Source organism: Kitasatospora aureofaciens (assembly GCF_001188955.3).
Lineage (GTDB): Bacteria > Actinomycetota > Actinomycetes > Streptomycetales > Streptomycetaceae > Kitasatospora > Kitasatospora aureofaciens.
Genome location: NZ_JPRF03000012.1, coordinates 54,256 through 79,723, shown reverse-complemented (window position 1 = coordinate 79,723; position 25,468 = coordinate 54,256). Strand labels below are relative to the sequence as shown.

The following is a 25,468-nucleotide window of genomic DNA, read 5'->3' as shown; positions in this document are numbered from 1 at the left end:
CGAGAACCGTAATTAAGGGCCCGGGCGCAGCCCGTCGACAGAAGGGTGGTGGTGGGCGACGGGCGGGCATACGAGTGGGGGGCACCAAATTCGACTCCGGTGCCCCCCACTGCGGTGGTGCTACTTGCGGCCGGCGTTGATCAGCTCGGCGTGCTCCTGGAGCGACATCACTCCGACCTCGTCGCGCAGCAGCGCGTCCATGCCCTGGACGGCCGCGCCCATCGCCTGGACGGTGGTCAGGCACGGCACCCCGCGGGAGACCGCGGCGGTGCGGATCTCGTAGCCGTCGAGGCGACCGCCGGTGCCGTACGGCGTGTTGATGATCAGGTCGACCTCGCCGTCGTGGATCAGCTGGACGATCGTCTTCTCGCCGTTCGGGCCCTCGCCCTCGCTGTGCTTGCGCACCAGCGTGGACGGGATGCCGCCGCGGTGCAGCACCTCGGCGGTGCCGGCGGTGGCGAGCACCTCGAAGCCGAGGCCGACCAGCGCCCGGGCCGGGAAGACCAGGTTGCGCTTGTCCCGGTTGGCGACCGAGACGAAGACCTTGCCCCGGGTCGGCAGCGCGCCGTACGCGCCGGCCTGCGCCTTGGCGTACGCCGTGCCGAAGACCTTGTCGATGCCCATGACCTCGCCGGTCGAGCGCATCTCCGGGCCGAGCACGGTGTCCACGCCGCGGCCGTGGATGTCGCGGAAGCGGCTCCACGGCATCACGGCCTCCTTGACCGCGATCGGGGCGTCGGCCGGCAGCGTGCCGCCGTCGCCCTCGGCCGGGAGCAGGCCCTCGGCGCGCAGCTCGGCGATGGTGGCGCCGAGCGAGATCCGGGCGGCGGCCTTGGCCAGCGGCACCGCGGTCGCCTTGGAGGTGAACGGGACGGTGCGGGAGGCGCGCGGGTTGGCCTCCAGCACGTAGAGGATGTCCCCGGCCAGCGCGAACTGGATGTTGATCAGACCGCGGACGCCGACACCGCGCGCGATGGCCTCGGTGGAGGTGCGCAGGCGCTTGATGTCGTAGCCGCCGAGGGTGATCGGGGGCAGCGCGCAGGCGGAGTCGCCGGAGTGGATGCCGGCCTCCTCGATGTGCTCCATGACGCCGCCGAGGTAGAGCTCGGTGCCGTCGTAGAGCGCGTCGACGTCGATCTCCACCGCGTCGTCCAGGAAGCGGTCGATCAGCACCGGGTGCTCGGAGATCAGACCGGCGTGCCGCTCCAGGTAGGAGGCGAGCGAGACCTCGTCGTAGACGATCTCCATGCCGCGGCCGCCGAGCACGTAGGACGGGCGGGCGAGCACCGGGTAGCCGATCTCGTCGGCGATCGCCTTGGCCTCCTCGAAGGAGAAGGCGGTGCCGTGCTTGGGGGCGGGCAGGCCGGCGTCGCGCAGCACGCGGCCGAAGGCGCCGCGCTCCTCGGCGAGGTCGATCGCCTCGGGCTGGGTGCCGACGATCGGCACGCCGTTGTCCTTGAGCGCCTGGGCCAGGCCCAGCGGGGTCTGGCCGCCGAGCTGGACGATCACGCCCGCCAGCGGACCGGCCTGCTGCTCGGCGTGGACGATCTCCAGCACGTCCTCCAGGGTGAGCGGCTCGAAGTAGAGCCGGTCGGAGGTGTCGTAGTCGGTGGAGACGGTCTCCGGGTTGCAGTTGACCATGACGGTCTCGTACCCGGCGTCGGCCAGCGCGAAGGAGGCGTGCACGCAGGAGTAGTCGAACTCGATGCCCTGGCCGATGCGGTTCGGGCCCGAGCCGAGGATGACCACGGCCGGCTTGGTGCGCGGGGCGACCTCGCTCTCCTCGTCGTACGAGGAGTAGAAGTACGGGGTCTTGGCGGCGAACTCGGCGGCGCAGGTGTCGACGGTCTTGAAGACCGGGCGGATGCCGAGCGCGTGGCGCACCTCGCGGACGACGTCCGGCTTCAGGCCGCGGATCTCGCCGATCTGCTGGTCGGAGAAGCCGTGCCGCTTGGCGTGGCGCAGCAGCTCGGGGGTGAGCTCGTCGGCCTCGGCCAGCTCGCCGGCGATCTCGTCCAGCAGGAAGAGCTGGTCGACGAACCACGGGTCGATCTTGGTGGCCTCGAACACCTCCTCCGGGGTGGCGCCGGCCCGGATGGCGTCCATCACGGTGTTGATCCGGCCGTCGGTCGGCACGACAGCCTTGGCCAGCAGCTCGGCCTTGTCACCGAGCGGGCCGGTCCAGCTGAACTGGGAGCCCTTCTTCTCCAGCGAGCGCAGCGCCTTCTGCAGCGCCTCGGGGAAGTTGCGGCCGAGCGCCATGGCCTCACCGACGGACTTCATGGTGGTGGTCAGCGTCGCGTCGGCGCTCGGGAACTTCTCGAACGCGAACCGCGGCACCTTGACCACGACGTAGTCGAGGGTCGGCTCGAAGGAGGCCGGGGTCTCCTCGGTGATGTCGTTGGGGATCTCGTCCAGGGTGTAGCCGACGGCCAGCTTGGCGGCGATCTTGGCGATCGGGAAGCCGGTGGCCTTGGAGGCGAGCGCCGAGGAGCGGGAGACGCGCGGGTTCATCTCGATGACGATGACCCGGCCGTCGTCGGGGTTGACGGCGAACTGGATGTTGCAGCCGCCGGTGTCGACGCCGACCTCGCGGATGACGGCGATGCCGATGTCGCGCAGGATCTGGTACTCGCGGTCGGTGAGCGTCATCGCCGGGGCGACGGTGATCGAGTCACCGGTGTGCACGCCCATCGGGTCGAAGTTCTCGATCGAGCAGACGACCACGACGTTGTCGTTCTTGTCGCGCATCAGCTCCAGCTCGTACTCCTTCCAGCCGAGGATGGACTCCTCCAGGAGCACCTCGGTGGTCGGCGAGAGGGCCAGGCCCTGACCGGCGATGCGGCGCAGGTCCTCCTCGTTGTGCGCGAAGCCGGAGCCGGCGCCGCCCATGGTGAAGGAGGGGCGCACCACGACCGGGTAGCCGCCGAGCTCGTCGACGCCGGCCAGCACGTCGTCCATGGTGTGGCAGATGACCGAGCGGGCGGACTCGCCGTACCCGATCTTCGCCTTGACGGCCTCGACGACGCCCTTGAACAGGTCGCGGTCCTCGCCCTTGTTGATCGCCACGACGTCGGCGCCGATCAGCTCGACGCCGTACTTCTCCAGCGTGCCCGCCTCGTGCAGCGAGATCGCGGTGTTGAGCGCGGTCTGGCCGCCCAGGGTCGGCAGCAGCGCGTCGGGGCGCTCCTTGGCGATGATCCTCTCGACGAACTCGGGGGTGATCGGCTCGACGTAGGTGGCGTCGGCGATCTCCGGGTCGGTCATGATCGTGGCCGGGTTGGAGTTGACCAGCACGACCCGCAGGCCCTCGGCCTTGAGAACGCGGCAGGCCTGGGTGCCGGAGTAGTCGAACTCGGCGGCCTGGCCGATGACGATCGGGCCGGACCCGATCACCAGGACGGACTTGATGTCAGTGCGCTTAGGCACGCTGGCCCTCCATGAGCTTCACGAAGCGGTCGAACAGGTAGGCGGCGTCGTGCGGGCCGGCGGCCGCTTCGGGGTGGTACTGCACGCTGAAGGCGGGCACGTCGAGTGCCTGGAGGCCCTCGACCACGTCGTCGTTGAGGCAGACGTGGGAGACCTCGACCCGCCCGTAGGGGGTGTCGCTCACCTGGTCCAGCGGCGCGTTCACGGCGAAGCCGTGGTTGTGGGCGGTCACCTCGACCTTGCCGGTGGTGCGGTCCTGCACCGGCTGGTTGATGCCGCGGTGGCCGTACTTGAGCTTGTAGGTGCCGAAGCCCAGGGCCCGGCCGAGGATCTGGTTGCCGAAGCAGATCCCGAAGAACGGGGTGCGGCGCTCCAGCACGCCCTGCGCGACGGCGACCTGGTGGTCGGCGGTGGCCGGGTCGCCCGGCCCGTTGGAGAAGAACACGCCGTCGGGGTTGACCGCGTAGACGTCCTCCAGGGTGGAGTTGGCCGGCAGCACGTGCACCTCGATGCCGCGCTCGGCCATCCGCTGCGGGGTCATCGCCTTGATGCCGAGGTCCAGCGCGGCGACGGTGAACTTCTTCTCACCGACGGCGGGGACGACGTAAGGCTCGGTGGTGGCCACCTCGGCGCACAGGTCGGCGCCCTTCATCTCGGGCGACTGCTGCACCCGGGCGAGCAGGGCGGCCGGGTCGGCCAGCGCCTCGCCGGAGAAGATGCCGCAGCGCATCGCGCCGCGCTCGCGCAGGTGGCGGGTCAGCGCGCGGGTGTCGATGCCGCTGATGCCGACGATGCCCTGGCGGGCGAGCTCCTCGTCCAGCGAGCGGCGGGAGCGCCAGTTGGACGCCACCCGGGCGGGGTCGCGCACGACGTAGCCGGCGACCCAGATCTGCTTGGACTCGTCGTCCTCGTCGTTCCAGCCGGTGTTGCCGATCTGCGGGGCGGTCATCACGACCACCTGGCGGTGGTACGACGGGTCGGTCAGGGTCTCCTGGTAGCCGGACATGCCGGTGTTGAAGACCGCCTCGCCGAAGGTCTCGCCGGTCGCGCCGTAGGCCTGGCCGCCGAAGGTCCGGCCGTCCTCCAGGACGAGCACGGCCGGGATGCGCTCCCGCCGTTGGCGCTGCGTGGTGGGGGCAGGTGCGGTCATTGCGCGGCCTCTTCCGTCTTCTTCGTCTTCGTACGTGTTGCGAGCTGGGTGATCGCCTCGACCCAGGCGGTGTGCTCGTCGGGGTGGTCGGCGCGGAAGCCGGAGTCCAGTTCGGTGCCCTCGTGCGTCCAGGTGACGACGAGCAGACCGGCGGGGACGACCTTGCCGGCGATCCCGGAGTCCGTGCGGGCACCGGTCAGGTGCTCGGCCGGGATCCAGAGGTCGACGTCGCCGGGGCGCTGCACCAGCAGGCCGTCCTCGCCCAGGGTCAGGTCGGCCCGGCTGCGGGTCCCCAGGCCGTGCGCGACGACCCGGTCGAGCCAGTTCCCGGCGGTGGTGGTGCCGTGGTAACGCCCGCTGGTCTCCAGGATGGTCCGGCCGGCGCGGGCCGGCACGGCGGGCAGCGGGGGGATCCCGGACTGCAGGGTGCGCCGCCAGTTCCAGCCCTGGCGCATCAGCCAGTAGACCAGGCCGATGATGATCAGCAGCCCGATCGACCAGCCGATGTAGGCCGGCCAGTCGGTGACCTTCGCCTGCTCCCTGGCGAGCGTGGCGTAGTCCATCACTCCGGGCCGCCCTGCTCGGCCAGCTCGCCGGCCAACACGGTGGCGCGCCCGCGCAGGAACGTGGCGTGCACCCGTCCGGGCAGGTCCATGCCCTTGTAGGGGGTGTTGCGGCTGCGGGTGGCGAAGCTGTCGGGGTTCACGGCACCACGGTACGCGGGATCGAAGAGCACCAGGTTGGCGGGCTCACCCACCGAGACCGGCCGGCCGTGGCCGCTGAGACGGCCGATCCGGGCCGGGCGGTGGGACATCCGGTCCGCGACGCCCTCCCAGTTCAGCAGGCCGGTGTCGACCATGGTCTGCTGCACGACCGACAGCGCGGTCTCCAGGCCGACCATGCCCATCGCGGCCACGGCCCACTCACAGTCCTTGTCCTCGGCCGGGTGCGGCGCGTGGTCGGTGGCGACGGCGTCGATGGTGCCGTCGGCCAGCGCCTTGCGCAGCGCCTGGACGTCCTCGGCGGTGCGCAGCGGCGGGTTCACCTTGTACACCGGGTCGTAGGAGCGGACCATCTCGTCGGTGAGCAGCAGGTGGTGCGGGGTGACCTCGGCGGTGACGTCCCAGCCCTTGGACTTGGCCCAGCGGACGATCTCGACCGAGCCGGCCGTGGAGAGGTGGCAGACGTGCAGCCGCGAGCCGACGTGCGCGGCGAGCAGCACGTCGCGGGCGATGATCGACTCCTCGGCGACGGCCGGCCAACCGCCGAGCCCGAGCTCGCCGGAGACCTGGCCCTCGTTCATCTGGGCGCCCTCGGTCAGCCGCGGCTCCTGGGCGTGCTGGGCGACGACGCCGTCGAAGGCCTTCACGTACTCCAGGGCGCGGCGCATCAGCACCGCGTCGTCCACGCACTTGCCGTCGTCGGAGAAGACCCGGACGTTCGCGGCGGACTCGTGCATCGCGCCGAGCTCGGCGAGCTTCTTGCCCTCCAGGCCGACGGTGACGGCGCCGACCGGCTGCACGTCGCAGTAGCCGGCCTCCTGGCCGAGCCGCCAGACCTGCTCGACCACGCCGGCGGTGTCGGCCACCGGGGTGGTGTTGGCCATCGCGTGCACGGCGGTGAAGCCGCCCATCGCCGCGGCCTGGGTGCCGGTGAGCACGGTCTCGGCGTCCTCGCGGCCGGGTTCGCGCAGGTGGGTGTGCAGGTCGACCAGGCCGGGCAGGACGATCATGCCGGTGGCGTCGATCTCGATGTCGGCCTCGACCGCCAGGCCGGTGCCGATCGCCCGGATGACGCCGTCGGCGAGGTGGAGGTCCTGCGGGGCGCCGCCCAGGATCTTGGCGTTGCGGATCAGGTAGCTGACCGTGTCGCTGGTTCGCTCACTGCGCTCGTTCACTGGGCGTTCTCCACGGAGTCGGTGCGGGGGGCGGTGTCGGCGGGGCCGTCGGCGAACACGGCTCCCCCGAGCAGCAGGTACAGGACGGCCATCCGGACGGAGACGCCGTTGGCGACCTGCTCGACCACGGTGCAGCGCGGCGAGTCGGCGACCTCGGCGGTGATCTCCATGCCGCGGACCATCGGGCCGGGGTGCATCACGATGGCGTGCTCGGGCAGCTGGGCCATCCGGATGCCGTTCATCCCGTAGCGGCGGCTGTACTCGCGCTCGGTCGGGAAGAACGCGGCGTTCATCCGCTCGCGCTGCACCCGCAGCATCATCAGGGCGTCGGTCTTGGGCAGGACGCTGTCCAGGTCGTAGCTGACCTCGCAGGGCCAGTTCTCGATGCCGATGGGCAGCAGGGTCGGCGGGGCGACGAAGGTCACCTGGGCGCCGAGGGTGGTCAGCAGGTGCACGTTGGAGCGGGCGACCCGACTGTGCAGGACGTCACCGACGATCGTCACCCGGCGACCGGCCAGGTCGTTGCCGGCCCCGGCGTTGAGGTGGCGGCGCATGGTGAAGGCGTCGAGCAGCGCCTGGGTGGGGTGCTCGTGGGTGCCGTCACCGGCGTTGATCACACTGCCGTGCAGCCAGTCGGACTGGGCCAGCCGGGCCGGCGCGCCCGAGGCGTGGTGGCGGATGACGACCGCGTCGGCCCCCATCGCCTGCAGGGTCAGCGCGGTGTCCTTGAGGCTCTCGCCCTTGGAGACCGACGAGCCCTTGGCGGAGAAGTTGATGACGTCCGCGGACAGCCGCTTCTCGGCGACCTCGAAGGAGGTCTTGGTGCGGGTGGAGTCCTCGAAGAACAGGTTGACGACGGTGCGGCCGCGCAGCGTGGGCAGCTTCTTGACGGCCCGCCCGGAGAGCTGGGCCAGCTCCTCGGCGGTGTCCAGGATCAGCAGCGCGTCGTCGCGGCTGAGATCGGCGGCGGAGACGAGGTGGCGCTTCACGCGGGTTACTCCGGGAGGTGCGGTTCGGTGGGCTGGGAGGCCAGGGCCTGCGAGCTGCGGGCGGTGTAGTCGCGGTCACCGACCAGGACGGCGTCAACGCCGTCGGTGTCGGAGAGGCGGACCTGCACGGCCTCGCGCAGCGAGGTGGGGAGGTTCTTGCCCACGTAGTCGGCCCGGATCGGCAGCTCCCGGTGGCCGCGGTCGACCAGGACGGCGAGCTGCACGGCGCGCGGCCGGCCGATGTCGTTCAGCGCGTCGAGCGCGGCGCGGATGGTGCGGCCGGAGAAGAGCACGTCGTCGACGAGGATGACGAGCTTGCCGTCGATGCCGCCGGGCGGGATCTCGGTGTGCTCCAGGGCCCGGGCGGGCTTCAGCCGCAGGTCGTCCCGGTACATGGTGATGTCCAGGGTGCCCAGCGGGATCTCGCTCCCGGTGATCTGGGCCAGCCGGCCGTGCAGGCGGCGGGCGAGGTGGACGCCCCTGGTGTGGATGCCGAGCAGCACGACGTCCTCCGCGCCCTTGGCGCGCTCGACGATCTCGTGCGCTATCCGGGTGACGACCCGGGCGATGTCCGTGCCGTCCAGCACCTGGTGCGGCGGCCGCGGCGTCGTTTCGTGGTGTGTGGTCATGCCGAAGCGGACCTCCTTCCCCGCCTCACGGGACGGGCCTTAAAGGATGTCTGGGAATCTGCCCCCGCCGACCGGGCGTGGGCTTCGGGTCATCCTACCAGCGCCCCGGAGTGGCAAACGGGCCTCCATCATTCCGCTTCGCCGGGTTAACGCCCCGGACGCGCCGACGATGCGGGCCATTCGCACGACTGCCCCATTCGGCTTGACGCAACTACCTTACTCTACGTAACCTCACAGTGAGTTACGAGACGGGTGTCGAACCCACCGGTAGCGACGTCGACAATCGCCCGTGACCCACCACTGAACGCGTTAGCAATCTCGTCCGGGGAGATCAATGTCCAGCGACTACGCGAAGCAGCTCGGAGGCAAGCTCCGAGCGATCCGCACTCAGCAGGGGCTCTCCCTGCACGGTGTCGAGGAGAAGTCCCAGGGGCGCTGGAAGGCAGTCGTCGTCGGCTCGTACGAGCGCGGCGACCGTGCGGTCACCGTGCAGCGGCTGGCCGAGCTCGCCGAGTTCTACGGCGTTCCGGTGCAGGAACTCCTGCCCGGCGGCACCCCGGGCGGCGCGGCCGAGCCGCCGCCGCGCCTGGTCCTCGACCTGGAGAGACTGACCCAGGTCCCCTCCGAGAAGGCCGGCCCGCTGCAGCGCTACGCGGCCACCATCCAGAGCCAGCGCGGTGACTACAACGGCAAGGTCCTCTCGATCCGCCAGGACGACCTTCGCACTCTGGCCGTGATCTACGACCAGTCGCCGTCGATCCTCACCGAGCAGCTGATCTCCTGGGGCGTGCTCAACCCCGACGCGCGCCGTGCGGTGCGCGAGGAGGACGCGAGCTGAGGCTCGCCGACCAGCGACAGCAGGCAGAAACGTCACGGCGCGGTCCCGGCCTCCGGGGCCGCGCCGCGGCGTTTCCGAAGCTGGGCGCACGTTCAGCAGACCGTGCCCAGGCTGTAGCCCGGCTGCGCCGCCACCCCGTCCAGCCGCACCGGCCGGGCGGCCGGCGCCCAGTCCGGGCCGCCGCTCGACCAGGCCCAGGCGGCCGGCAGGTACTCCCCGCAGGAAGCCGCCGAGCCCTGGGAGCCGTGCAGCACCGCGACGGCCGGCAGCTCCAGCGCCAGCCCGGCGCACAGCACCGCGCAGACCAGTTCCAGCTCCTCGTCGTTGATCCGCACCACGCCGTCCTCCCACTGGAGTACCCGGGCCGCCGCGGTCAGCCGCCCGCCCGGCGCGTCCACCCGCAGCCGCAGCTCGTACACCCCGGCGCCCGCGCCGACCAGCATCCGCCGGAACACCTCGCTCCCGCGCTGGTGGGCGGCGCGCACCCAGCACGCGTGCTCCTCGTCCGCCTCCGCCGGGCCGGCGCTCCCGAGCAGCGCGCCGTCCAGCAGCAGGTCGGCGTGGCGGAGCGTCAGCCCGTTCTCCCGGGCCCGGACCAGCCGCGGCACGAAGTCCCCGGCCAGCTCCTCGCCCTGATAGACCAGCAGCTGGGTCCGCAGGGGCGGGTTGACCAGGTAGCGGTCCCGGGCGGCGGGCTCGGCCGGGTCCAGGCCGTGCAGCACGCAGAACTCCTCGAAGTCCTGCGGGTGGAACATCCGAGCCCGGACGGTCTCGAAGCGCTCCAGCGCGTCGGCCAGCAGCTCGGCGGTGTCGGCGAGGTAGCGCTCGTGGTCGGGGGCATCGCTGACCCCCCAGGCGCGGGCCCGCGCGAAGTCCGCGGCGCTGGTGAGCACCCCGATGACGAACGCCTGCTCGACCCCTTCGTGCCGCCGCGACCGGTGCGGTGCCCGCAGCGCGGGGCGCAGGCCACCGGCGGTGCAGTCGGAGTTGCGGCGGGAACGGCCCTTGCGGCTGGTCATCGGAGGCTCCTGGCGTCGGCGGGCGGCCGTCGGGCGGTGACGGTCAGCGGCGGGGCTCGCCGCTGACCGTGTTACTCCCCAGTTCCGCGCGCCACACACGTACGGCGTGTCACAGGAATGTAACCACCGGTAATAGGGCTCGGCCGCCACCGCACCTCGGGGCGCTCCCGGCAGCGAACTCAGGCCGGGCGCGGCGCCCGGGCCAGCTGGCGGGACTGGGCGACCAGGCGGCCGGCCGAGTCCCAGACCTCGGCGTCCTCCTCGAAGTAGCCGCCGGCCAGGTTGCGGGTGGAGTGGACGACCCGGAGCCACCCGGGGGCCGGCTTGGCCCGCAGGTGGACGGTCAGCTCGACGGTCGGGGCCCAGCCGGGCAGCCCGAGGTCGAAGGTGACCGGCGGCAGCGCGTCGGCGACCAGCAGGAGCAGCAGCGGGTCGGGCTCGCGGCCGTCGGCGAGCCGGAACCAGCCCTGGATCCGGCCCTGGCCGGAGGGCTGCCCGAGCGCCCAGCCGACGGTGGCCGGGTCGAGCCGCAGGTCGAAGCGCTCCAGCAGGGCGGCCTGCTCGATCAGCTCCTTCGGCGCGTGCTCGACGCCGATGCACTGGTCCGGCGGCGGCAGCTGCGGCGGGGTGGCACTGGTGCGCACCTCGCCGTCGACCGTGCCGAGGTCGCCGTGGCTGGCCACCACCCGCAGGCGTTCGACGCCGTCCTGGCTGAGCGAGGCGGTGCCGGTGGAGAGGCCGCGGCCGGTGCGCAGCACCTCGGTGCGGACGGTGGCCGGACCGGGGGTGGAGGCGGACAGGTAGTAACCGCTGATCGACACCGGGTCCGGGTGCTGCCCGTGCTCCAGCGACAGCGCGTGTCCGGCGACGGCAAGCAGCAGCCCGCCGTTGACCCCGCCGCCGATCTGCCAGCCGGCGCCGAGCTCGGCCTCGTAGCGGCCGGCCTCCTCCGGATGTCCGGTCAGGGCGATGCCCAGGTCGAACTCGCTGCGGATCGCGGTGGTCATGGAGGTGCCTGCCCTTCAAGTTACTGGCGAGTAGGACCCCACACTACGCCTGCCCGACGGAACGCGGAATGGCCGTCGGATCCGAGATCTCGGATCCGACGGCCATTGCGCAGGGCGTCGCCGCTACCGGCGGATGCTCGGCTTCAGCTCCAGGAAACGGGCGAGCATACCGTTGACGAAGGCCGGGGAGTCGTCCGTGGAGAACTCCTTGGCGATCTCGACGGCCTCGTCCAGGACGACCGCGTCCGGGACGCCGTCCTCCCAGATCAGCTCGTAGGCGCCGAGCCGCAGGACGTTGCGGTCCACGATCGGCATCCGGTCGAGGGTCCAGCCCACCGCGTACTGCTCGATGAGGTCGTCGATGCGACGGGCGTGCTGGACGTACCCCTCGATCAGCTCCATCGTGTACTCGCCGACCTGCGGGGTGCCCTCGTCGGGCTTCGGCTCGCGGGCGCGGGCCACCCAGTCGGCGAGGACCTGCTGCGGGTCGACCCCGCGGTGGTCGGCCTCGAAGAGGATCTGGAAGGCCCGGGTACGGGCCTTGCTACGTGCGGCCGACACGGACTTACTTCACCCGGCCGAGGTAGCTGCCGTCGCGGGTGTCGACCTTGACCTTCTCACCGGTGGTGATGAAGAGCGGCACCTGGATCTCCGCGCCGGTCTCCAGGGTGGCCGGCTTGGTGCCACCGGTGGAGCGGTCGCCCTGCACGCCCGGCTCGGTCTCGGCGATCAGCAGCTCGACGGAGGTCGGGAGCTCGATGTAGAGCACCACGCCCTCGTTGGTGGCGACCAGGGCCTCGAAGCCCTCGAGCAGGTAGTTGGCGGCGTCACCGACGACGGCCGGCTCGATCGTGATCTGGTCGTAGGTGTCCATGTCCATGAACACGAAGTTCTCGCCGTCCTTGTACGAGAACTGCATGCCGCGCTTGTCGACGTTGGCGGTCTCGACCTTGGTGCCGGCGTTGAACGTCTTGTCGACGACCTTGCCCGTCAGGACCTCCTTGAGCTTCGTACGCACGAAGGCCGGGCCCTTGCCGGGCTTGACGTGCTGGAACTCGACGACGGACCAGAGCTTGCCGCCCTCCAGCTTGAGGACCATGCCGTTCTTGAGATCGTTCGTGGAAGCCACGGGCGCACTTACTCCTGGATATAGCTGTCAAGGAACCAAGGTTTTCGCGTCCTGCCGCCGTCGGCCTCCGGGGCCGCCGTCACAGGGCGAGGAGCTCCTTGGTGGTGATGGTGAGCAGCTCGGGCCCGCCCTCTGCGAGGGGGCGCACGACGAGCGTGTCCTCGATCCGGACCCCGCCCTTGCCCGGGAGGTGGACCCCAGGACCGACGGTGACCGGCACGCGGCTGTCCAGTTTACCCATGTCCGACGGACCGAGGCGCGGCGCCTCCCGGATCTCCAGCCCGATGCCGTGGCCCACCGGGCGCGGCGAGGCCTCGGTGTGGCCGGCCGCCTCCAGGACCTGCCGGGCCACCCGGTCGGGCACGCACTGCTCGACGCCCGGACCGAGCGCCTCCCGGCCGGCCCGCTGCGCGCGGAAGACCAGCCGGTGCAGCTCGACCTGCCAGGGCGCGGGAGGGGCACCGATCACGAAGGTCCGGGCGGTCGAGACCCGGTAGCCGCGGTACTGGGCGCCCATCACCACGGTGAGGAAGTCGCCCTCCTCCACCCGGCGGTCGGTCGGCTGGTGGGCGGGCCGGCCGGAGTGGCTGCCGGTGCCGACCGAGACCGGGAAGGCCGCCCGGTCGGCGCCGTGGTCGATCATCCGGCGCTCCAGCTCCATCGCCAGGTGCCGTTCGGTGCGGCCGACCAGGATCGACTCCAGCAGCTCGCCGAGCGCCTGGTCGGCGATCTCGGCGGCGATCCGCAGGTCGGCGATCTCGTGCTCGTCCTTCACCACCCGCAGCCGCTCCACCACCTGGCCGAGGTCCGCCAACCGGGCCCCCTCCACCAGGTCCGCGACCGCCCGGTGCCGGGTGACGGTCAGATCGTGCTCCTCCACCGCGAGGTCCCGCACCCCCAGCCGCCCGACCGCGGCCGCCGCGGCCAGCGCGGTGTCCGCCCCGGCGGGCACCGGCACCTGGGTGACCTCCCCGTCGATCAGGTGCTCCCCGGAGTCGTCCGGCGGCAGATCGTCCGGCAGCGACAGCAGCGCCCGCTCCCGGGTCAGCAGCAGAGCCGCCCCGCACGGCGCGCAGCCCGTCAGGTACCGCACGTTCGCCGCCCGGGTGACCAGCGCGGCATCGGCTCCGGCCGCGCTGCAGTGCTCCCTCACCCGCTCCCGCCGACCCGCGTACGCATCCACCATGCGTCGAGCCTACGAACCCCCGGCCCGAACCGCCCGCCGAGCGCCCCCCGCCCGATGCCCCGCGTCCTCACGGAGCCTGGCGAACCCCGCCGGACCAGGAGAAGTTCCCCGCACAGCCGTAGCCGCCCGCCTGAGCGGCTGGAGCGGCTACGGCCATCCCGATGGTCGTGAGTCCGAGGACCGTGAGGGATGAGACGACTCGCTTCGCACGCGCAGAAAGGATCCCGTATCGGTCGTCAGAAGGGGGTTCAGCGCGGCGGCGGGACCGACACCACCATGGTCAGCCGCAGCTCCCGCTCCCCCGCGTTGCGGTAGACGTGCGCGTGGGAGGCATCGAAGGAGACCGTGCTGCCGGCCGGCACCGCGTGCACCCTCCCCCCGTGCACCAGGGCCAGTTCGCCCTCGACGACCCGCAGGATCTCCACCGTTCCGGCCGGGTGCGGCTCGGCCGAGTACTCCTCCCCCGGCGCCATCCGCCAGTCCCACAGCTCCAGCGGACCGGGCGCCTCGATTCCGTGCAGCAGGGTGCCGGTGCCGCCCTTCGGCCCCGTCCAGAGCGGGACGGCCTGGTCGCCGGGCACGACCCGGACGTCCGGGCCCTCCTCGTAGTCGAGCAGCGTGGCGATCGAGACGCCGAGAGCGTCGCCGATCCGCACCACCGTGGCCACGCTCGGATTGGTGCGGCCCTGTTCGATCTGGACGATCATGCCGCGGCTCACCCCGGAACGGGCGGCGAGGGCGTCCAGGGTGTGGCCGCGCTCAGTGCGCAGCCGCTTGACGTTCCGGGCGAGTGCCCGGGAGACGAGGTCGGGGTCCGGCACGCGGGCAGTCCTCCGGTGTCCACCGTACGAGACGTACAGAATATTGTTCGGCCGAGTTCAGTTCAGTGCACTACGCTGCGGTTCCGGCAACGAGTCCATCCGACTGTACTTCGGAGTGCATTGTGCTGTCCTCCACCCCGTCCCCGCTCCCCGGGGCCCCGATCTTCGGGCTCCTCCCGTGACCGTCCTGCTCGCCCTGTCCGCCAGCCTGCTCACCGGCCTGGGCGACTTCGGCGGCGGCGTCCTCACCCGCCGACTGCCCGCGCTCGCCGTCGTGGTCGTCTCCCAGGCCGCAGCCACCGTCGCCCTCCTCCTCGCGGCACTGGCCACGGGCGGCTGGGCCGACGCCTCCCCCGCGCTCTGGTACGCCGTCGCCGCCGGGGTGATCGGCCCGTTCGCGATGCTCGCCTTCTACCGGGCGCTCGCACTCGGGCCGATGGGCGTGGTGTCCCCGCTGGCCACCGTCGGCGTCGTGGTGCCGGTCGGCGTCGGGCTCGCGCTCGGCGAGCGGCCGGGCTTCGGTCAGCTGGCCGGGATCGCGGTGGCGGTCGCCGGCGTGGTGCTGGCCGGCGGCCCGGAACGCGGCGGGCCGTCCGCCGCCCGCACGGCACTGCTGCTCACCCTGGCCGCCGCGTTCGGCTTCGGCGCCAACATGTCCCTGCTCTCGCAGGCCTCAGCCGGCGGGGGGCTGCTGCTCGTGCTGTGCGTCCAGCGGCTCGTCAACGTCCTCGTCGGCGGTGCCGCGCTGCTGACCGGCCCGCGCGGCACCGACACCCGCGGACTGCTGCCGGAGCTGCGCTCCCGGCTGCCCCTGCTCACCGGCGTCGGGCTGGTCGACGTGGCCGGCAACGCCACCTACGCCCTGGCCTCGCACAGCGGCCCGGCGGCGGTGGCCGCCGTGCTCGCCTCGCTCTACCCCGTGGTCACCGCACTGCTGGCGCGCGGGGTGCTCAAGGAGCGGCTGCGCCCGGTCCAGGTGGTCGGCGCCGGGCTCGCCGTCGCGGGCACGCTGCTGCTCGCCGCGGCGTGACCGCCGCCCGTCACCCCTGCTTCGTCGGCGTCCAGCGCTTCTCGACGCCCGCCAGCTTCCAGTAGGCGATGGCGATCGCCCAGACCACCACGAACAGCCCCGCGATCGCGTAGCCGACGTTGTCCAGCGAGATGTCCGCGATGAACCCGGTCACCGGGTCGGTCAGGTCGAGCTTCTCGTGCAGCACGCCGACCAGCTCGATGGTGCCGATGATGAAGGCCACTGCGATGGACAGCCCGGTGATGGTCAGGTTGTAGTACACCTTGCGCACCGGGTTGGAGAAGGCCCACTGGTACGCGAAGTTCATGAACGTCCCGTCCAGGGTGTCGAACAGGCTCATCCCCGCCGCGAACAGCAGCGGCAGGCAGACGATCGCGTACCAGGGCAGCCCGGCCGCCGCGCCCGAACCGGCCATCACCATGAGCGTCACCTCGGTCGCGGTGTCGAAGCCCAGGCCCAGCACCATGCCGACCGGGAACATCTGCCCGGGCCGGGTGATCGAACGGGTCGCCCGGTTCAGGATCCGGGCCATGAAGCCGCGCGAGTCGAGGTGTTCCTCCAGCTCGGCCTCGTCGAACTCCCCGGCCCGCATCGAGCGGAACACCTTGAGGATGCCGAGCAGCGCCGCCAGGTTGAGCGCGCCGATCAGGTAGAGGAAGGCGCCGGAGGCCGTGGTGCCGACCAGCCCGAGCCACTTGTGGGTGGCCGAGTCGTCGTCCATCAGCGTGTTCGCCAGCTGGGCGCCGCCCGCCACCAGGGCGGCCATCAGGACCACCATCGAGGAGTGGCCGAGCGCGAACCAGAAGCCTACCGAGACCGGCCGCTTGCCGTCCGCCATCAGCTTGCGGGTGGTGTTGTCGATCACCGCGATGTGGTCGGCGTCGAAGGCGTGCCGCATGCCCAGGGTGTACGCGGTGATGCCGAGGCCGACCCCGAACACCTGGGTGCCGACCGCGTAGTTGTGCGGGGCGACCAGGAAGACGAGCGTCCCGAACGCCACCACGTGCATGGCCAGGATCACCCCCATCAGCCCGGCGGTACGGATGGTGTCCTGGCGCTTCCACCGGAAGGTGGGCAGGACGGAGGGGGCCGCCTCGGCGGGAGTGGCGGTTTCGGGCAGGGTCATCTGCGGATCACGCTCCAGCACCTCGTGGAATGACTTCGTGAGATGCCGTGGCCGGTCTCCTGGCTTACGGGGCTTCCGGACCCGCCTTCCCAGGCGCACTAGGCGCCCAGTGGCACGTGGGTCCGGACAACTCTCCCCCGATCACAGTGGCGAGGGCCGCTCCGGACTGGGACCTGTTGATGGTCCGTCACCGGTCTTCCCGAACACCACGGCGGGGAACACCGTAGGGGCAGGACACCACCCTCGCAAGGTTGCGCACCTGTGCAGGTGTCCAGGATCACAGGTCGTGAGCTGCCAGAATGTCCGCATGCATCTCGTACCGGCCGACCGCGCGGGCCACCGCACCATCGACGGACACCGGGTCTGCGAAGCCATCGCCGCCATCGGTGACACCGAGCACGTCCGCTCCTGGGCCGAACGGTTCTCCCTGCTCGCCGACCCCGGACGGCTCGCCCTGCTGCTCGCCCTCCACCGGGCCGGCCCGCTCGCCGTCAGCGACCTGGCAGTGGCCACCGGCATGCGCGACCCCGCCGTCTCCCAGGCCCTGCGCCTGCTCCGCACCGCGGGCGTGGTCACCGGCGACAAGGACGGACGCGTGGTGCGCTACCGGCTCGTCGACGACGGCATGCGCCCCCTCCTCGACGAGTGCGCCGCCGCCGACCACGAGGAGCCCACCGCGGCCGCGGGCTGACCCGTCGCCTGCGCCCTCCACGCCTCCCTGCACAGACTGGACGCCCGCCTGGTCGTCCTGCCGCACGCCGCCGGCTAAAACCGCCTGGTCACCGACTCCACCGGCGACACGGTCAGCGCCGCCGGCCTCTCCCGCCACGCACACCACGATCGCCGTGCCGCCGCCGCCGGACCGGGCCAACGCGGCCGTGAGCGCGGCGAGTTCGCGCTCCCGGTTGACGAAACTCGCCCGGGGCGGACGCACCTGGTGCGGGCTCCGGTGCTTCGGCGGCAGATGGACCGTGACGTTCCGCCCCTGGAGCCCGTGCCCGTGCACCGCGCCCGACACGCTGTCGGACATCTCGTCGCCGTCCACCCGTCCGCTTCCCCCGACCGGCCCGGGCCCCGGCCCACGGCGTGGCTCGGGTGCCGGGGCCGAATCCGCCTCAGGCCGCCTGGCAGGTCGGGCACCAGAACAGGTTGCGCGCGGCGTGCTCCTCCGTCCGCACCTCGGTGCCGCAGACCAGGCAGGGCATCGCGGCGCGGCGGTAGACGTACACCTCGCCGCCGTGGTCGTCGACGCGGGGCGGGCGGCCCATCGCCTCGGGGGTGTGCTCGGGGCGGACGGTGTCGATCCGGCCGGCGGCGACGCCCTCGTGCATCAGGGCGACCAGATCGGCCCAGATCGCGTCCCACTCGCGGCGGGTCAGGTCGCGGCCGGCCCGGTGCGGATCGACATTGTGGCGGAACAGCACCTCGGCGCGGTAGACGTTGCCCACCCCGGCCAGCACCTTCTGGTCCATCAGCAGCGCGGCGACCGTCGTCCGGCTGCCGGATATCCGGCGCCAGGCGGTCTCCGGGTCGGCGTCGGTGCGCAGCGGGTCGGGGCCGAGCCGGGCCGCGACGGCGGCCTTCTCGGCGTCGGTGACCAGGGCGCAGGTGTTGGGGCCGCGCAGGTCGGCGTAGCCGTCGTCGTTGGCCAGCCGCAGCCGGACCAGGCCGACGGGCTCGGGCGCGGGGCCGGTGCCGAAGCTGAAGCCGCCGTAGAGGCCGAGGTGGACGTGCACCCAGGCGCCCTCCTCGAAGCCGAGGAAGAGGTGCTTGCCGGTGGCCTCCGCGCCCGTGAGCAGCTGCCCGTCGATCGTCCTGGCCTCGTCGGCGAAGCGGCCCTGCGGGCTGGAGACCTGCACCGGGCGGCCGCCGAAGGCCGCGCGGTTCTGGCCGGCGAGGCGGTGGATGATGTGGCCTTCCGGCACGGGCGTCAGCTCCCCGAGTGGTTCTGGCGGGACCGGTCCATCATCGCAGCCGCCACTGACAGGTCGAAGAGCCGCAGGTCAGCGGACCGGCATCCCCATCAGCCGGGCCAGGATGACCCGGTCCAGCTCGGCGGCCGTACCGGCGACGTCCAGGTACGAGTTGTCGATGATCGGCAGCCCGGAGTTGTACCAGCCGGCCATCCGGCCGTGGATGCGCGCCACCTCCTCGTCTCCGAGCCGCCGGGTGCCGCTGCGGCGGGCGTTGCGGCGCAGCACCGAGTCCAGGCTGGGCAGCAGCACGACCGGGATCATGCCCGGGCCGATGTGCCGCTTCCAGCCGCCGAGGCCGATCGCCGGGCGGTCCGGGAAGACGGCGTCGTCGATGATGCAGGAGATGCCGTTGGCCAGGTAGTTGCGGCAGGCGAAGCCGCAGGTGCGGCGGGCCAGCCGGTACTGGGCCTCGGAGGCGTTGTTCCAGCCGGACTGCGGGTTGGCGAAGCCGGACTGCACCCACTCCCGGACGTCGTCCAGGCTGATGTGGGCGGTCGGGGTGGCCCGCCGCTCGGCCCAGTACCGGGCGACGGTGGTCTTGCCCGCCCCGGCCGGGCCGATCAGCAGGACGGCGATCGGCCCGGCGGGCGCGTGCCGCTGCGGCGGGTGGGCGGGGAGCTGGACGGGCGTGCCGGCGGGCAGCACGAAGTGCCCGGTGCCGCCGGCCGGTACGGGCGCGGTGGGCGCGGTGGGCGCGGGCGGCTGCGGGACGGCACGGGCGGGCACGGGCGCCGGAGCCGAAGCGGGTGCAGGTGCCGCAGCAGGTGCAGGTGCCGGAGCGGGCGCCGGAGGAGCAGCGGGTGCCGATGCCGGCACGGACGCCGGAGCGGGCGGCACAACGGCGGGTGTGCCCGCCGGCCGGACCGTCGGCGGCGGCGAGGGCGGCGGAACCGGCGCCCCCCGACGGGGCCACCCCTGTACCGCCCCCCGGCGGCACCGGCGGGGCGGCGGGACGCGGCGGGACCTGCCCACCTGCGGCGTACTGCGTCACGGCACCTCCCGACCACGCTCTCACCGGGGACACTACACGGCGGCCCGGCAGCGGGCACAGTCCGCCGCCGGGCCGCTGACCAGCAGTCAGCGCGAGGTGAGCTGCTCCGCCAGCGCCCGCAGCGCCAGCTCGTACGACCCGATCCCGAAGCCCGCGATGGTCCCGGAGGCCACCGCGGCGATGACCGAGGTGTGCCGGAAGGTCTCCCGTGCGTACGGGTTGGAGATGTGCACCTCGATCAGCGGCGCCGTGCGCTGGGCCGCGGCGTCCCGCATCGCGTACGAGTAGTGGGTGAACGCGCCCGGGTTGATCACCACGGGCACCTTCCCGTCGGCCGCCTCGTGCAGCCACTCCACCATCTGCTGCTCGGAGTTGGTCTCGTGCACCTCGACCTCGAAGCCGAACTCCTTGCCCAGCGCGGTGCAGCGCTCGACCAGTCCGGTGTACGAGGTGGCGCCGTAGACGTCCGGCTCCCGGCTGCCCAGCCGGCCGAGGTTGGGGCCGTTGAGCACCATCACCCGGGTCACGCCGAGACCTCCGCGTAGGCGGCGACCAGCAGGGACGGGTCCGGGCCCTCCAGCACGGAGGTCTTGCCGAGGCCGTCCAGGACGATGAAGCGGATCAGGTCGCCGCGCGACTTCTTGTCGATCTTCATCGCGTCCAGCAGCTTCGGCCAGGCGTCCGCCCGGTAGCTCAGCGGCAGGCCGACCGACGCCAGCACGGTGCGGTGCCGGTCGGCCGTCTCGTCGTCCAACCGCCCCGCCAGGCGGCCGAGTTCGGCCGCGAAGACCATGCCGATGGAGATCGCCGCGCCGTGCCGCCACTTGTAGCGCTCGTTGCGCTCGATGGCGTGGCCCAAGGTGTGGCCGTAGTTGAGGATCTCGCGCCGGCCGGACTCCTTGAGGTCCCCGGAGACGACGTCGGCCTTGACCTGGATGGCCCGGCGGATCAGCTCGACGGTGTGCGGGCCGGCCGGCGACTTGGCGCCCTCCGGGTCCGCCTCGATCAGGTCGAGGATGGCCGGGTCGGCGATGAAGCCGCACTTGATGACCTCGGCGAGGCCGGAGACGTAGTCGTGCCTGGGCACGGTCTCCAGGGTGCCCAGGTCGGCGAGCACGCCCACCGGCGGGTGGAAGGCGCCGACCATGTTCTTGCCCTCGGCGATGTTGATGCCGGTCTTGCCGCCGACGGCCGCGTCGACCATGCCGAGCAGCGTGGTGGGCATGGAGATCCAGCGCACCCCGCGCAGCCAGGTGGCCGCCACGAAGCCCGCCAGGTCGGTGGTGGCGCCGCCGCCGAGACCGACCACGACGTCGCTGCGGGTGAACCCGGTCTGCCCGAGCACCGACCAGCAGTACGCGGCGACCTCGGCGCTCTTCGCCTCCTCGGCGTTGGGCACCTGGAGGGCGATCGCCTCGTACCCCTCGCCGGCCAGGTCCTCGCGGATGGCGTCGGCGGTGGCGGCCAGCGCCTCCGGGTGGATGATCGCGACCCGCTTGGCCCGCGTCCCGATCAGCGGCGCCAGCTCGCCGAGCAACTGGTGCCCGATCAGCACGTCGTACGGGTCGTGGCCGGCGCTGCCGCCGACGTGGATCCTGACGGTGGTGTCAGTCATGGGGGGTCTTCAGCTCCAGTGCTTCCAGTACGGCGTCCGCGACCTGCCCGGGGGTGCGGTCGGCGGTGTCGACGACGGCGGTGGCCACCTCCAGGTAGAGGGGGCGGCGGGCCTCCATCAGCTCGCGCCAGCGGGCCCGCGGGTTGACGGCCAGCAGCGGGCGCGGGGCGTCCAGGCCGACCCGCTTGACCGCGTCGCCGAGCGGGACCTCCAGGAAGACCACCGGCAGCTCGCGCAGCAGCTCACGGGTGGCCTCGGCCATCACCGCGCCGCCGCCGAGCGCCAGCACTCCGCCGTGTCCCTCGGCGGCCGCGCGCACGGCGCGGACCTCCAGCTCGCGGAAGTGCGGCTCGCCCTCGTCGATGAAGATCTCCGGGATGGGCTTGCCGGCCAGCGCCTCGATGTCGGCGTCGGTGTCCCGGAAGCCGACGCCCAGGCGCTCGGCCAGGGCCCGCCCGACGGTGGACTTGCCACTGCCGGGCGGGCCGACCAGCACCACGATCGGCGATGTCATCGGATGATCAGGTTGTCGAGGTAGCCCTGCACGTTGCGCCGGGTCTCGGAGACGTGGTCGCCACCGAACTTCTCGCTCACCGCGTCGGCCAGCACCAGCGCGACCATCGCCTCGGCGACGATGCCGGCGGCCGGCACCGCGCAGACGTCCGAGCGCTGGTGGTGCGCCTTGGCCGGCTCGCCGGTGCGCACGTCCAGGGTCTGCAGCGCCCGCGGCACGGTGGCGATCGGCTTCATCGCGGCGCGCACCCGCAGCACCTCGCCGGTGGTCAGGCCGCCCTCGGTGCCGCCGGAGCGGCCGGAGGTGCGCTTGACGCCCTCGGGGGTCGGGACGATCTCGTCGTGCGCCTTCGACCCCGGCACCCGGGCCAGCTCGAAGCCGTCGCCGACCTCGACGCCCTTGATCGCCTGGATGCCCATCAGCGCGGCGGCCAGCCGGGCGTCCAGCCGGCGGTCCCAGTGCACGTGCGAGCCGAGGCCCACCGGCACGCCGTACGCGAGCACCTCGACCACGCCGCCGAGGGTGTCGCCGTCCTTGTGGGCCTGGTCGATCTCGGCGACCATCGCCTTCGAGGCGTCCGCGTCCAGGCAGCGCACCGGGTCGGCGTCCAGCCGGGCCTCGTCCGAGGGCAGCGGCACGACGCCTGCCGGCGCCTTGGCGGCGGCCAGCTCGACCACGTGGCTGACGATCTCGATCCCGGCCACCTCACGGAGGTACGCGCGGGCGACGGCGCCCAGCGCGACCCGGGCGGCCGTCTCGCGGGCGCTGGCGCGCTCCAGGATCGGCCGGGCCTCGTCGATCGAGTACTTCTGCATGCCGGCCAGGTCGGCGTGGCCGGGCCGGGGGCGGGTCAGCGCCTCGTTGCGGGCCAGGCCCGCCAGCACCTCGGGGTCGACCGGGTCGGCCGACATGACCTGCTCCCACTTCGGCCACTCGGTGTTGCCGACCATGACCGCGACCGGGCTGCCCATCGTCAGACCGTGCCGGACGCCACCGAGGAAGGTCACCTCGTCCTGTTCGAACTTCATCCGCGCCCCGCGGCCGTAACCGAGCCGGCGGCGCGCCAGCGCGTCGGCCACCACGTCGGTGGTGACCGGTACACCGGCGGGCAGGCCTTCCAGCGTCGCGACGAGTGCGGGGCCGTGCGACTCTCCCGCCGTCAGCCAGCGCAACGTACCCAACGGAGCTCCTTCATCAGCGGACCGGCCCACGGCACCGCCGCGGCCCGCCCGAGCGTGCCTTCTGTCCGAATCCTTTCACGACCCGGCGGCACCCGGGGGCACAGTCCGCGTGACGGACGGCAACCGGTCACCCAACGAAACGATCTAGCCGCGGCGAGATCCGCCGGACCGGCCCCAACGGTCGGCGAGCGCCTTCTCTCCCGCCTCGCGCATCGCCGCCAGCGGCCCGGGCACGCACCCGGTGAAGGCCTCGCTCTGCAGCACCGCCTGGTGCACCAGCAGGTCCAGGCCCCCCAGGACGGTCGCCCCGCGCTCGGCACAGGCGGCGGCCAGCGCCGTCGGCCACGGGTGGTACAGCACGTCGAACAGCGCGCCCGGGGCCGCCGGCAGCGAGTCGGCGAAGGCGTCGGTCGCCCCGACCGGCGTGGTGGAGACGGTCAGCGGACGCTCCAGCGCCTCGGCGCCGTGCTCCCAGTCGGCGGTGCGCACCGCGACGCCGAGCCGCTCGCCCAGCTCGGCCATCTCCCGCGCCCGCTCGGCGCTGCGCACGTAGACCGTCACCTCGCCGGTGCAGACCTGGGCCAGCGCCGCCAGCGCCGAGGAGGCGGTGGCCCCGGCGCCCAGCACCGCGGCGGCGGACACCTCGGTGATGCCGCGCTCGCGCAGCGCGTTGACCAGCCCGGGGACGTCGGTGTTGTCCCCGGTGCGCCGCCCGTCGGCGGTGAACACCACGGTGTTCACCGCGTCCACCGAGCGGGCCGTCGCGCTGACCTCGTCCAGCAGCGGGATGACCGCCCGCTTCAGCGGCATGGTCAGCGACAGCCCCGCCCACTCGGCCCCGTCCAGGCCGGCGAGGAAGCCGGGCAGGCCGGCCTCGTCGACCTCGAAGCGGTCGTAGCGCCAGCCGTCCAGACCGAGCGCCGCGAAGGCGGCCCGGTGCAGGTCCGGCGAGAGCGAGTGGGCGATCGGCGAGCCGAGGACGGCCGCCCGGTGCTTGCTGGTCAACGTTGCCTCTCCGTGAACGACGGTGCGGTAACGGCTACTTGGTGGTGCAGTGCAGACCGACCTTGTCGAAGCCCTGACCCGCCGCCTTGCAGTACGCCTCGACGTTGGCCGCGTGCTCCTTGTCGGTCTCGGCGAAGAGGGTGTTGGTCGGGGACATCGCGATGAAGTACAGCCACTTGCCGTCCGCCGGGTTGAGCACCGCGTTGAGCGCCTCGTCGCCGGGGTTGGAGATCGGCGTCGGCGGCAGGCCCGGGTTGATGTAGGTGTTGAACTTGTTGGACCCGTCGTTGATGTCCTTCGACGTGAGTTCCTTACGGCCCAGCGAGTACTGCAGCGTGGTGTCCATGCCGAGGGTGTGGTGCACGGTGTCGCTCGCCAGACGGTTCTGGATGGTCCTGGCCATCTTGGCGAAGTCGCCCGGGTTGTTGCCCTCGCGCTGCAGGATGCTCGCCTCGATGACCACCTCGTAGGCGCTCTTGAGGCCCGCCTTGGAGGCCTGGCCGTCCAGGTTGGCGGCCGCGTACTTGTCGGTGGCGTTCTTCACCATCTGCTTGAGCAGGTCCTCGGGCTTCATGCCGTCGGCGATGTTGTAGCGGGTCGGCCAGAGGAAGCCCTCGATGTTGCCGTTCGCGTACGCCGGCAGGCCGAGCTGGTTGACCTGAGCCTTGGCCACGCCCGCCGTGGTGCCCTTCTGGAGCTTCAGCTTGTCGTCGATCTTGGCGTAGATCTCGGAGGAGTTCATGCCCTCCGGGAACACGATCGCCGCGCCGCCCGCCTGATCCAGCAGCTCCTTGAGCGCGGCCGCGGCCGGCATCTCCTTCTTCATCCCGTAGAAGCCCGGCTGGATGGTGCCGCACTTGGGCTCGGCGTCACAGGCCTTGGCGAACGCGTCGACGCTCTTGACCACGCCGGCGTTCTTCAGCGCGAGGCCGATCTGGCCGCCGACCGCGCCCGGCTTGACCTCGACCTGGACGGAGCCGGTGCCGTCACCGGTGAAGTCCGGCGGCGGGCCGAAGTGGCTCTGGTAGAAGCCGTAGCCCCACCAGCCGGCGCCGCCGAGCAGGCCGACCAGCACCAGCGCCACCACCAGGCAGGCGCCGCCGTTGCGGCGGCCCGCCTTCTTGCCCTTCTCCTTGCGCTTCTTCTGCGCCTCGCGGGACTCGTCCTGCTCGCCGAGGAAGCCGGTCTGCTCGGCTTCGGCGTGCTCCTCGACGTACCCCTCGTCGCCGTGGTGCTCGTCCTCGTGGTGACCGTCCCACGCCTCGGCCTCGGGCTCGGCCGCCCCGCCGACCGGGTCGGCGCCGGACTCCAGCGCGGCGGCCTCGGCCTCCCAGTCGATCCCGTCCGGTCCCGGACCGGAGGCGGGCTCGGGCGCCGGGGCCTGCGGCCGGGCCTGCTGCGGAACCGGCTGGGGCTGGACCTGCTGCGGCATCCCCTGCTGGGGCACGCCCTGCTGCTGCATCGGCATCTGCTGCTGCGGATAGCCCTGGGGCATTCCCTGCTGCATCGGCACCTGCTGCTGGGGGTAGCCGTGCTGCGGCATGCCCTGCTGCTGATAGCCCTGGTCGAAGCCCTGCTGCGGATACCCCTGCTGCGGCATCCCCTGTTGCTGGTACCCCTGCTGGTACCCCTCCTGCGGCATGCCGTGCTGCGTCTGCACCGGCTGCTGCTGCCCGTACCCCTGCTGCACGTCCCCGTACGGCTGCTGACCCTGCTGGATCTGCTGACCGTGCTGGCCCTGCTGCGCGTACTGCTGCCACTGGCCGTCCTGCTGGCCGGGGACCGGCTGCTGGCCGCCGTACCCGGGATCTCCGGGGTGCCACGGCTGCTCGCCCTGGGGGCCGTAGCCCCGACCCAGATCGGTCATTGATCCCCTTAACCGACGGTGACGACCGGAGGATCGGACCGGCCGTCCGGGACGACGCCGTCCCGGCTG

25 protein-coding genes and 1 riboswitch are annotated in these 25,468 nt (G+C 72.4%); of the genes, 4 read left to right on the top strand and 21 right to left on the bottom strand.

Features of this window, described 5'->3' with window-relative positions:
* Positions 1-120: 120 nt before the first annotated feature.
* Genes carB through pyrR form a run of 6 tightly spaced genes read right to left on the bottom strand, consistent with a single transcriptional unit; the run spans position 121 to position 8,094 of the window.
* Entirely contained in the window at positions 121-3,429 is a 3,309-nt protein-coding gene (gene carB / locus HS99_RS05360) for a carbamoyl-phosphate synthase large subunit (RefSeq protein WP_030553692.1), read from the bottom strand.
* The gene (gene carA, locus HS99_RS05355; protein ID WP_030290264.1) at positions 3,422-4,579 is read right to left on the bottom strand and encodes a glutamine-hydrolyzing carbamoyl-phosphate synthase small subunit; all 1,158 of its coding nucleotides are present in this window, start codon (positions 4,577-4,579) and stop codon (positions 3,422-3,424) included. The genes carB and carA overlap by 8 nt, the downstream gene beginning before the upstream one ends.
* Positions 4,576-5,142, bottom strand: a complete 567-nt coding sequence (locus HS99_RS05350; RefSeq protein WP_030290263.1) for a PH-like domain-containing protein — start codon at positions 5,140-5,142, stop codon at positions 4,576-4,578. The genes carA and HS99_RS05350 overlap by 4 nt, the downstream gene beginning before the upstream one ends.
* A complete protein-coding gene (locus HS99_RS05345) occupies positions 5,142-6,476 on the bottom strand; it encodes a dihydroorotase (RefSeq protein ID WP_223886116.1) in 1,335 nt (444 codons plus the stop codon). Before HS99_RS05345 ends, HS99_RS05350 begins: the two co-directional genes overlap by 1 nt.
* Positions 6,473-7,465, bottom strand: coding sequence for an aspartate carbamoyltransferase catalytic subunit (locus HS99_RS05340; RefSeq protein WP_030290261.1), 993 nt, complete (start codon positions 7,463-7,465; stop codon positions 6,473-6,475). The genes HS99_RS05345 and HS99_RS05340 overlap by 4 nt, the downstream gene beginning before the upstream one ends.
* Positions 7,466-7,470: 5 nt before the next feature.
* Positions 7,471-8,094 (bottom strand): bifunctional pyr operon transcriptional regulator/uracil phosphoribosyltransferase PyrR, encoded by a 624-nt coding sequence (pyrR, locus tag HS99_RS05335; protein WP_030290260.1) that lies wholly within the window; start codon positions 8,092-8,094, stop codon positions 7,471-7,473.
* 334 nt (positions 8,095-8,428) lie between these two features.
* Between pyrR and bldD the strand changes: the two genes are divergently transcribed.
* Positions 8,429-8,932: a transcriptional regulator BldD gene (gene bldD / locus HS99_RS05330; RefSeq protein WP_030056198.1), complete on the top strand. Its 504-nt coding sequence runs from the start codon at positions 8,429-8,431 to the stop codon at positions 8,930-8,932.
* Positions 8,933-9,024: 92 nt separating this feature from the next.
* On the opposite strand, the gene HS99_RS05325 is transcribed toward bldD, so the two are convergent.
* From HS99_RS05325 to HS99_RS05300, 6 genes are all read right to left on the bottom strand, one after another.
* Complete coding sequence (locus HS99_RS05325) at positions 9,025-9,951, bottom strand: DUF8829 domain-containing protein (protein WP_030290259.1); 927 nt, start codon at positions 9,949-9,951, stop codon at positions 9,025-9,027.
* Between the two features lie 179 nt (positions 9,952-10,130).
* Entirely contained in the window at positions 10,131-10,958 is an 828-nt protein-coding gene (locus HS99_RS05320; protein ID WP_030553689.1) for a thioesterase family protein, read from the bottom strand.
* Between the two features lie 123 nt (positions 10,959-11,081).
* A complete protein-coding gene (gene nusB / locus HS99_RS05315) occupies positions 11,082-11,519 on the bottom strand; it encodes a transcription antitermination factor NusB (RefSeq protein ID WP_030290257.1) in 438 nt (145 codons plus the stop codon).
* A 4-nt stretch (positions 11,520-11,523) separates the two neighbouring features.
* A complete protein-coding gene (gene efp, locus HS99_RS05310) occupies positions 11,524-12,087 on the bottom strand; it encodes an elongation factor P (protein ID WP_030290256.1) in 564 nt (187 codons plus the stop codon).
* 79 nt (positions 12,088-12,166) lie between these two features.
* Complete coding sequence (locus HS99_RS05305) at positions 12,167-13,273, bottom strand: M24 family metallopeptidase (protein ID WP_030290254.1); 1,107 nt, start codon at positions 13,271-13,273, stop codon at positions 12,167-12,169.
* 248 nt (positions 13,274-13,521) lie between these two features.
* Positions 13,522-14,094, bottom strand: a complete 573-nt coding sequence (locus tag HS99_RS05300) for a helix-turn-helix domain-containing protein (protein WP_030553687.1) — start codon at positions 14,092-14,094, stop codon at positions 13,522-13,524.
* Positions 14,095-14,272: 178 nt separating this feature from the next.
* Between HS99_RS05300 and HS99_RS05295 the strand changes: the two genes are divergently transcribed.
* A complete protein-coding gene (locus HS99_RS05295; RefSeq protein ID WP_030553685.1) occupies positions 14,273-15,124 on the top strand; it encodes an EamA family transporter in 852 nt (283 codons plus the stop codon).
* Positions 15,125-15,134: 10 nt separating this feature from the next.
* On the opposite strand, the gene nicT is transcribed toward HS99_RS05295, so the two are convergent.
* Positions 15,135-16,250: a Nickel transporter NicT gene (gene nicT, locus HS99_RS05290; RefSeq protein WP_030290252.1), complete on the bottom strand. Its 1,116-nt coding sequence runs from the start codon at positions 16,248-16,250 to the stop codon at positions 15,135-15,137.
* Between the two features lie 32 nt (positions 16,251-16,282).
* A riboswitch (cobalamin riboswitch) is annotated at positions 16,283-16,476 on the bottom strand.
* An 81-nt stretch (positions 16,477-16,557) separates the two neighbouring features.
* On the opposite strand from nicT, the gene HS99_RS05285 reads away from it, so the two are divergent.
* A complete protein-coding gene (locus HS99_RS05285; RefSeq protein ID WP_046386961.1) occupies positions 16,558-16,941 on the top strand; it encodes an ArsR/SmtB family transcription factor in 384 nt (127 codons plus the stop codon).
* A 424-nt stretch (positions 16,942-17,365) separates the two neighbouring features.
* On the opposite strand, the gene HS99_RS05280 is transcribed toward HS99_RS05285, so the two are convergent.
* The 8 genes from HS99_RS05280 to mltG form a co-directional block, all read right to left on the bottom strand.
* Positions 17,366-18,175: an Fpg/Nei family DNA glycosylase gene (locus tag HS99_RS05280; RefSeq protein ID WP_030553683.1), complete on the bottom strand. Its 810-nt coding sequence runs from the start codon at positions 18,173-18,175 to the stop codon at positions 17,366-17,368.
* A 78-nt stretch (positions 18,176-18,253) separates the two neighbouring features.
* Positions 18,254-18,952: an AAA family ATPase gene (locus HS99_RS05275; protein WP_030290248.1), complete on the bottom strand. Its 699-nt coding sequence runs from the start codon at positions 18,950-18,952 to the stop codon at positions 18,254-18,256.
* 351 nt (positions 18,953-19,303) lie between these two features.
* Positions 19,304-19,732 carry a type II 3-dehydroquinate dehydratase gene (gene aroQ, locus HS99_RS05270; RefSeq protein WP_030553681.1) on the bottom strand — a complete coding sequence of 143 codons (429 nt, stop codon included), beginning with the start codon at positions 19,730-19,732 and terminating at the stop codon, positions 19,304-19,306.
* An 8-nt stretch (positions 19,733-19,740) separates the two neighbouring features.
* Positions 19,741-20,832, bottom strand: a complete 1,092-nt coding sequence (aroB, locus tag HS99_RS05265; RefSeq protein ID WP_030291270.1) for a 3-dehydroquinate synthase — start codon at positions 20,830-20,832, stop codon at positions 19,741-19,743.
* A complete protein-coding gene (locus HS99_RS05260) occupies positions 20,825-21,346 on the bottom strand; it encodes a shikimate kinase (protein WP_030553679.1) in 522 nt (173 codons plus the stop codon). The genes aroB and HS99_RS05260 overlap by 8 nt, the downstream gene beginning before the upstream one ends.
* On the bottom strand, positions 21,343-22,527 hold the full coding sequence (gene aroC / locus HS99_RS05255) for a chorismate synthase (RefSeq protein ID WP_094742959.1): 1,185 nt from the start codon (positions 22,525-22,527) through the stop codon (positions 21,343-21,345). The genes HS99_RS05260 and aroC overlap by 4 nt, the downstream gene beginning before the upstream one ends.
* 144 nt (positions 22,528-22,671) lie before the next feature.
* Complete coding sequence (locus HS99_RS05250) at positions 22,672-23,532, bottom strand: shikimate dehydrogenase (protein WP_030286396.1); 861 nt, start codon at positions 23,530-23,532, stop codon at positions 22,672-22,674.
* Positions 23,533-23,566: 34 nt separating this feature from the next.
* On the bottom strand, positions 23,567-25,192 hold the full coding sequence (mltG, locus tag HS99_RS05245; RefSeq protein ID WP_141763670.1) for an endolytic transglycosylase MltG: 1,626 nt from the start codon (positions 25,190-25,192) through the stop codon (positions 23,567-23,569).
* Here mltG and HS99_RS43930 point away from each other — a divergent pair.
* Positions 25,178-25,402 (top strand): hypothetical protein, encoded by a 225-nt coding sequence (locus HS99_RS43930; protein ID WP_141763669.1) that lies wholly within the window; start codon positions 25,178-25,180, stop codon positions 25,400-25,402. The two genes, mltG and HS99_RS43930, sit on opposite strands and share 15 nt — an antisense overlap.
* Positions 25,403-25,468: the final 66 nt, after the last annotated feature.

Coding starts and splice junctions, on each gene's coding strand:
- carA (WP_030290264.1), bottom strand. CDS start 4,579: ATGACCGCACCTGCCCCCACCACGCAGCGCCAACGGCGGGAGCGCATC.
- HS99_RS05350 (WP_030290263.1), bottom strand. CDS start 5,142: ATGGACTACGCCACGCTCGCCAGGGAGCAGGCGAAGGTCACCGACTGG.
- pyrR (WP_030290260.1), bottom strand. CDS start 8,094: ATGACCACACACCACGAAACGACGCCGCGGCCGCCGCACCAGGTGCTG.
- bldD (WP_030056198.1), top strand. CDS start 8,429: ATGTCCAGCGACTACGCGAAGCAGCTCGGAGGCAAGCTCCGAGCGATC.
- HS99_RS05325 (WP_030290259.1), bottom strand. CDS start 9,951: ATGACCAGCCGCAAGGGCCGTTCCCGCCGCAACTCCGACTGCACCGCC.
- HS99_RS05320 (WP_030553689.1), bottom strand. CDS start 10,958: ATGACCACCGCGATCCGCAGCGAGTTCGACCTGGGCATCGCCCTGACC.
- HS99_RS05305 (WP_030290254.1), bottom strand. CDS start 13,273: ATGGTGGATGCGTACGCGGGTCGGCGGGAGCGGGTGAGGGAGCACTGC.
- nicT (WP_030290252.1), bottom strand. CDS start 16,250: ATGACCCTGCCCGAAACCGCCACTCCCGCCGAGGCGGCCCCCTCCGTC.
- HS99_RS05285 (WP_046386961.1), top strand. CDS start 16,558: ATGCATCTCGTACCGGCCGACCGCGCGGGCCACCGCACCATCGACGGA.
- aroQ (WP_030553681.1), bottom strand. CDS start 19,732: ATGGTGCTCAACGGCCCCAACCTCGGCCGGCTGGGCAGCCGGGAGCCG.
- aroB (WP_030291270.1), bottom strand. CDS start 20,832: ATGACTGACACCACCGTCAGGATCCACGTCGGCGGCAGCGCCGGCCAC.
- HS99_RS05260 (WP_030553679.1), bottom strand. CDS start 21,346: ATGACATCGCCGATCGTGGTGCTGGTCGGCCCGCCCGGCAGTGGCAAG.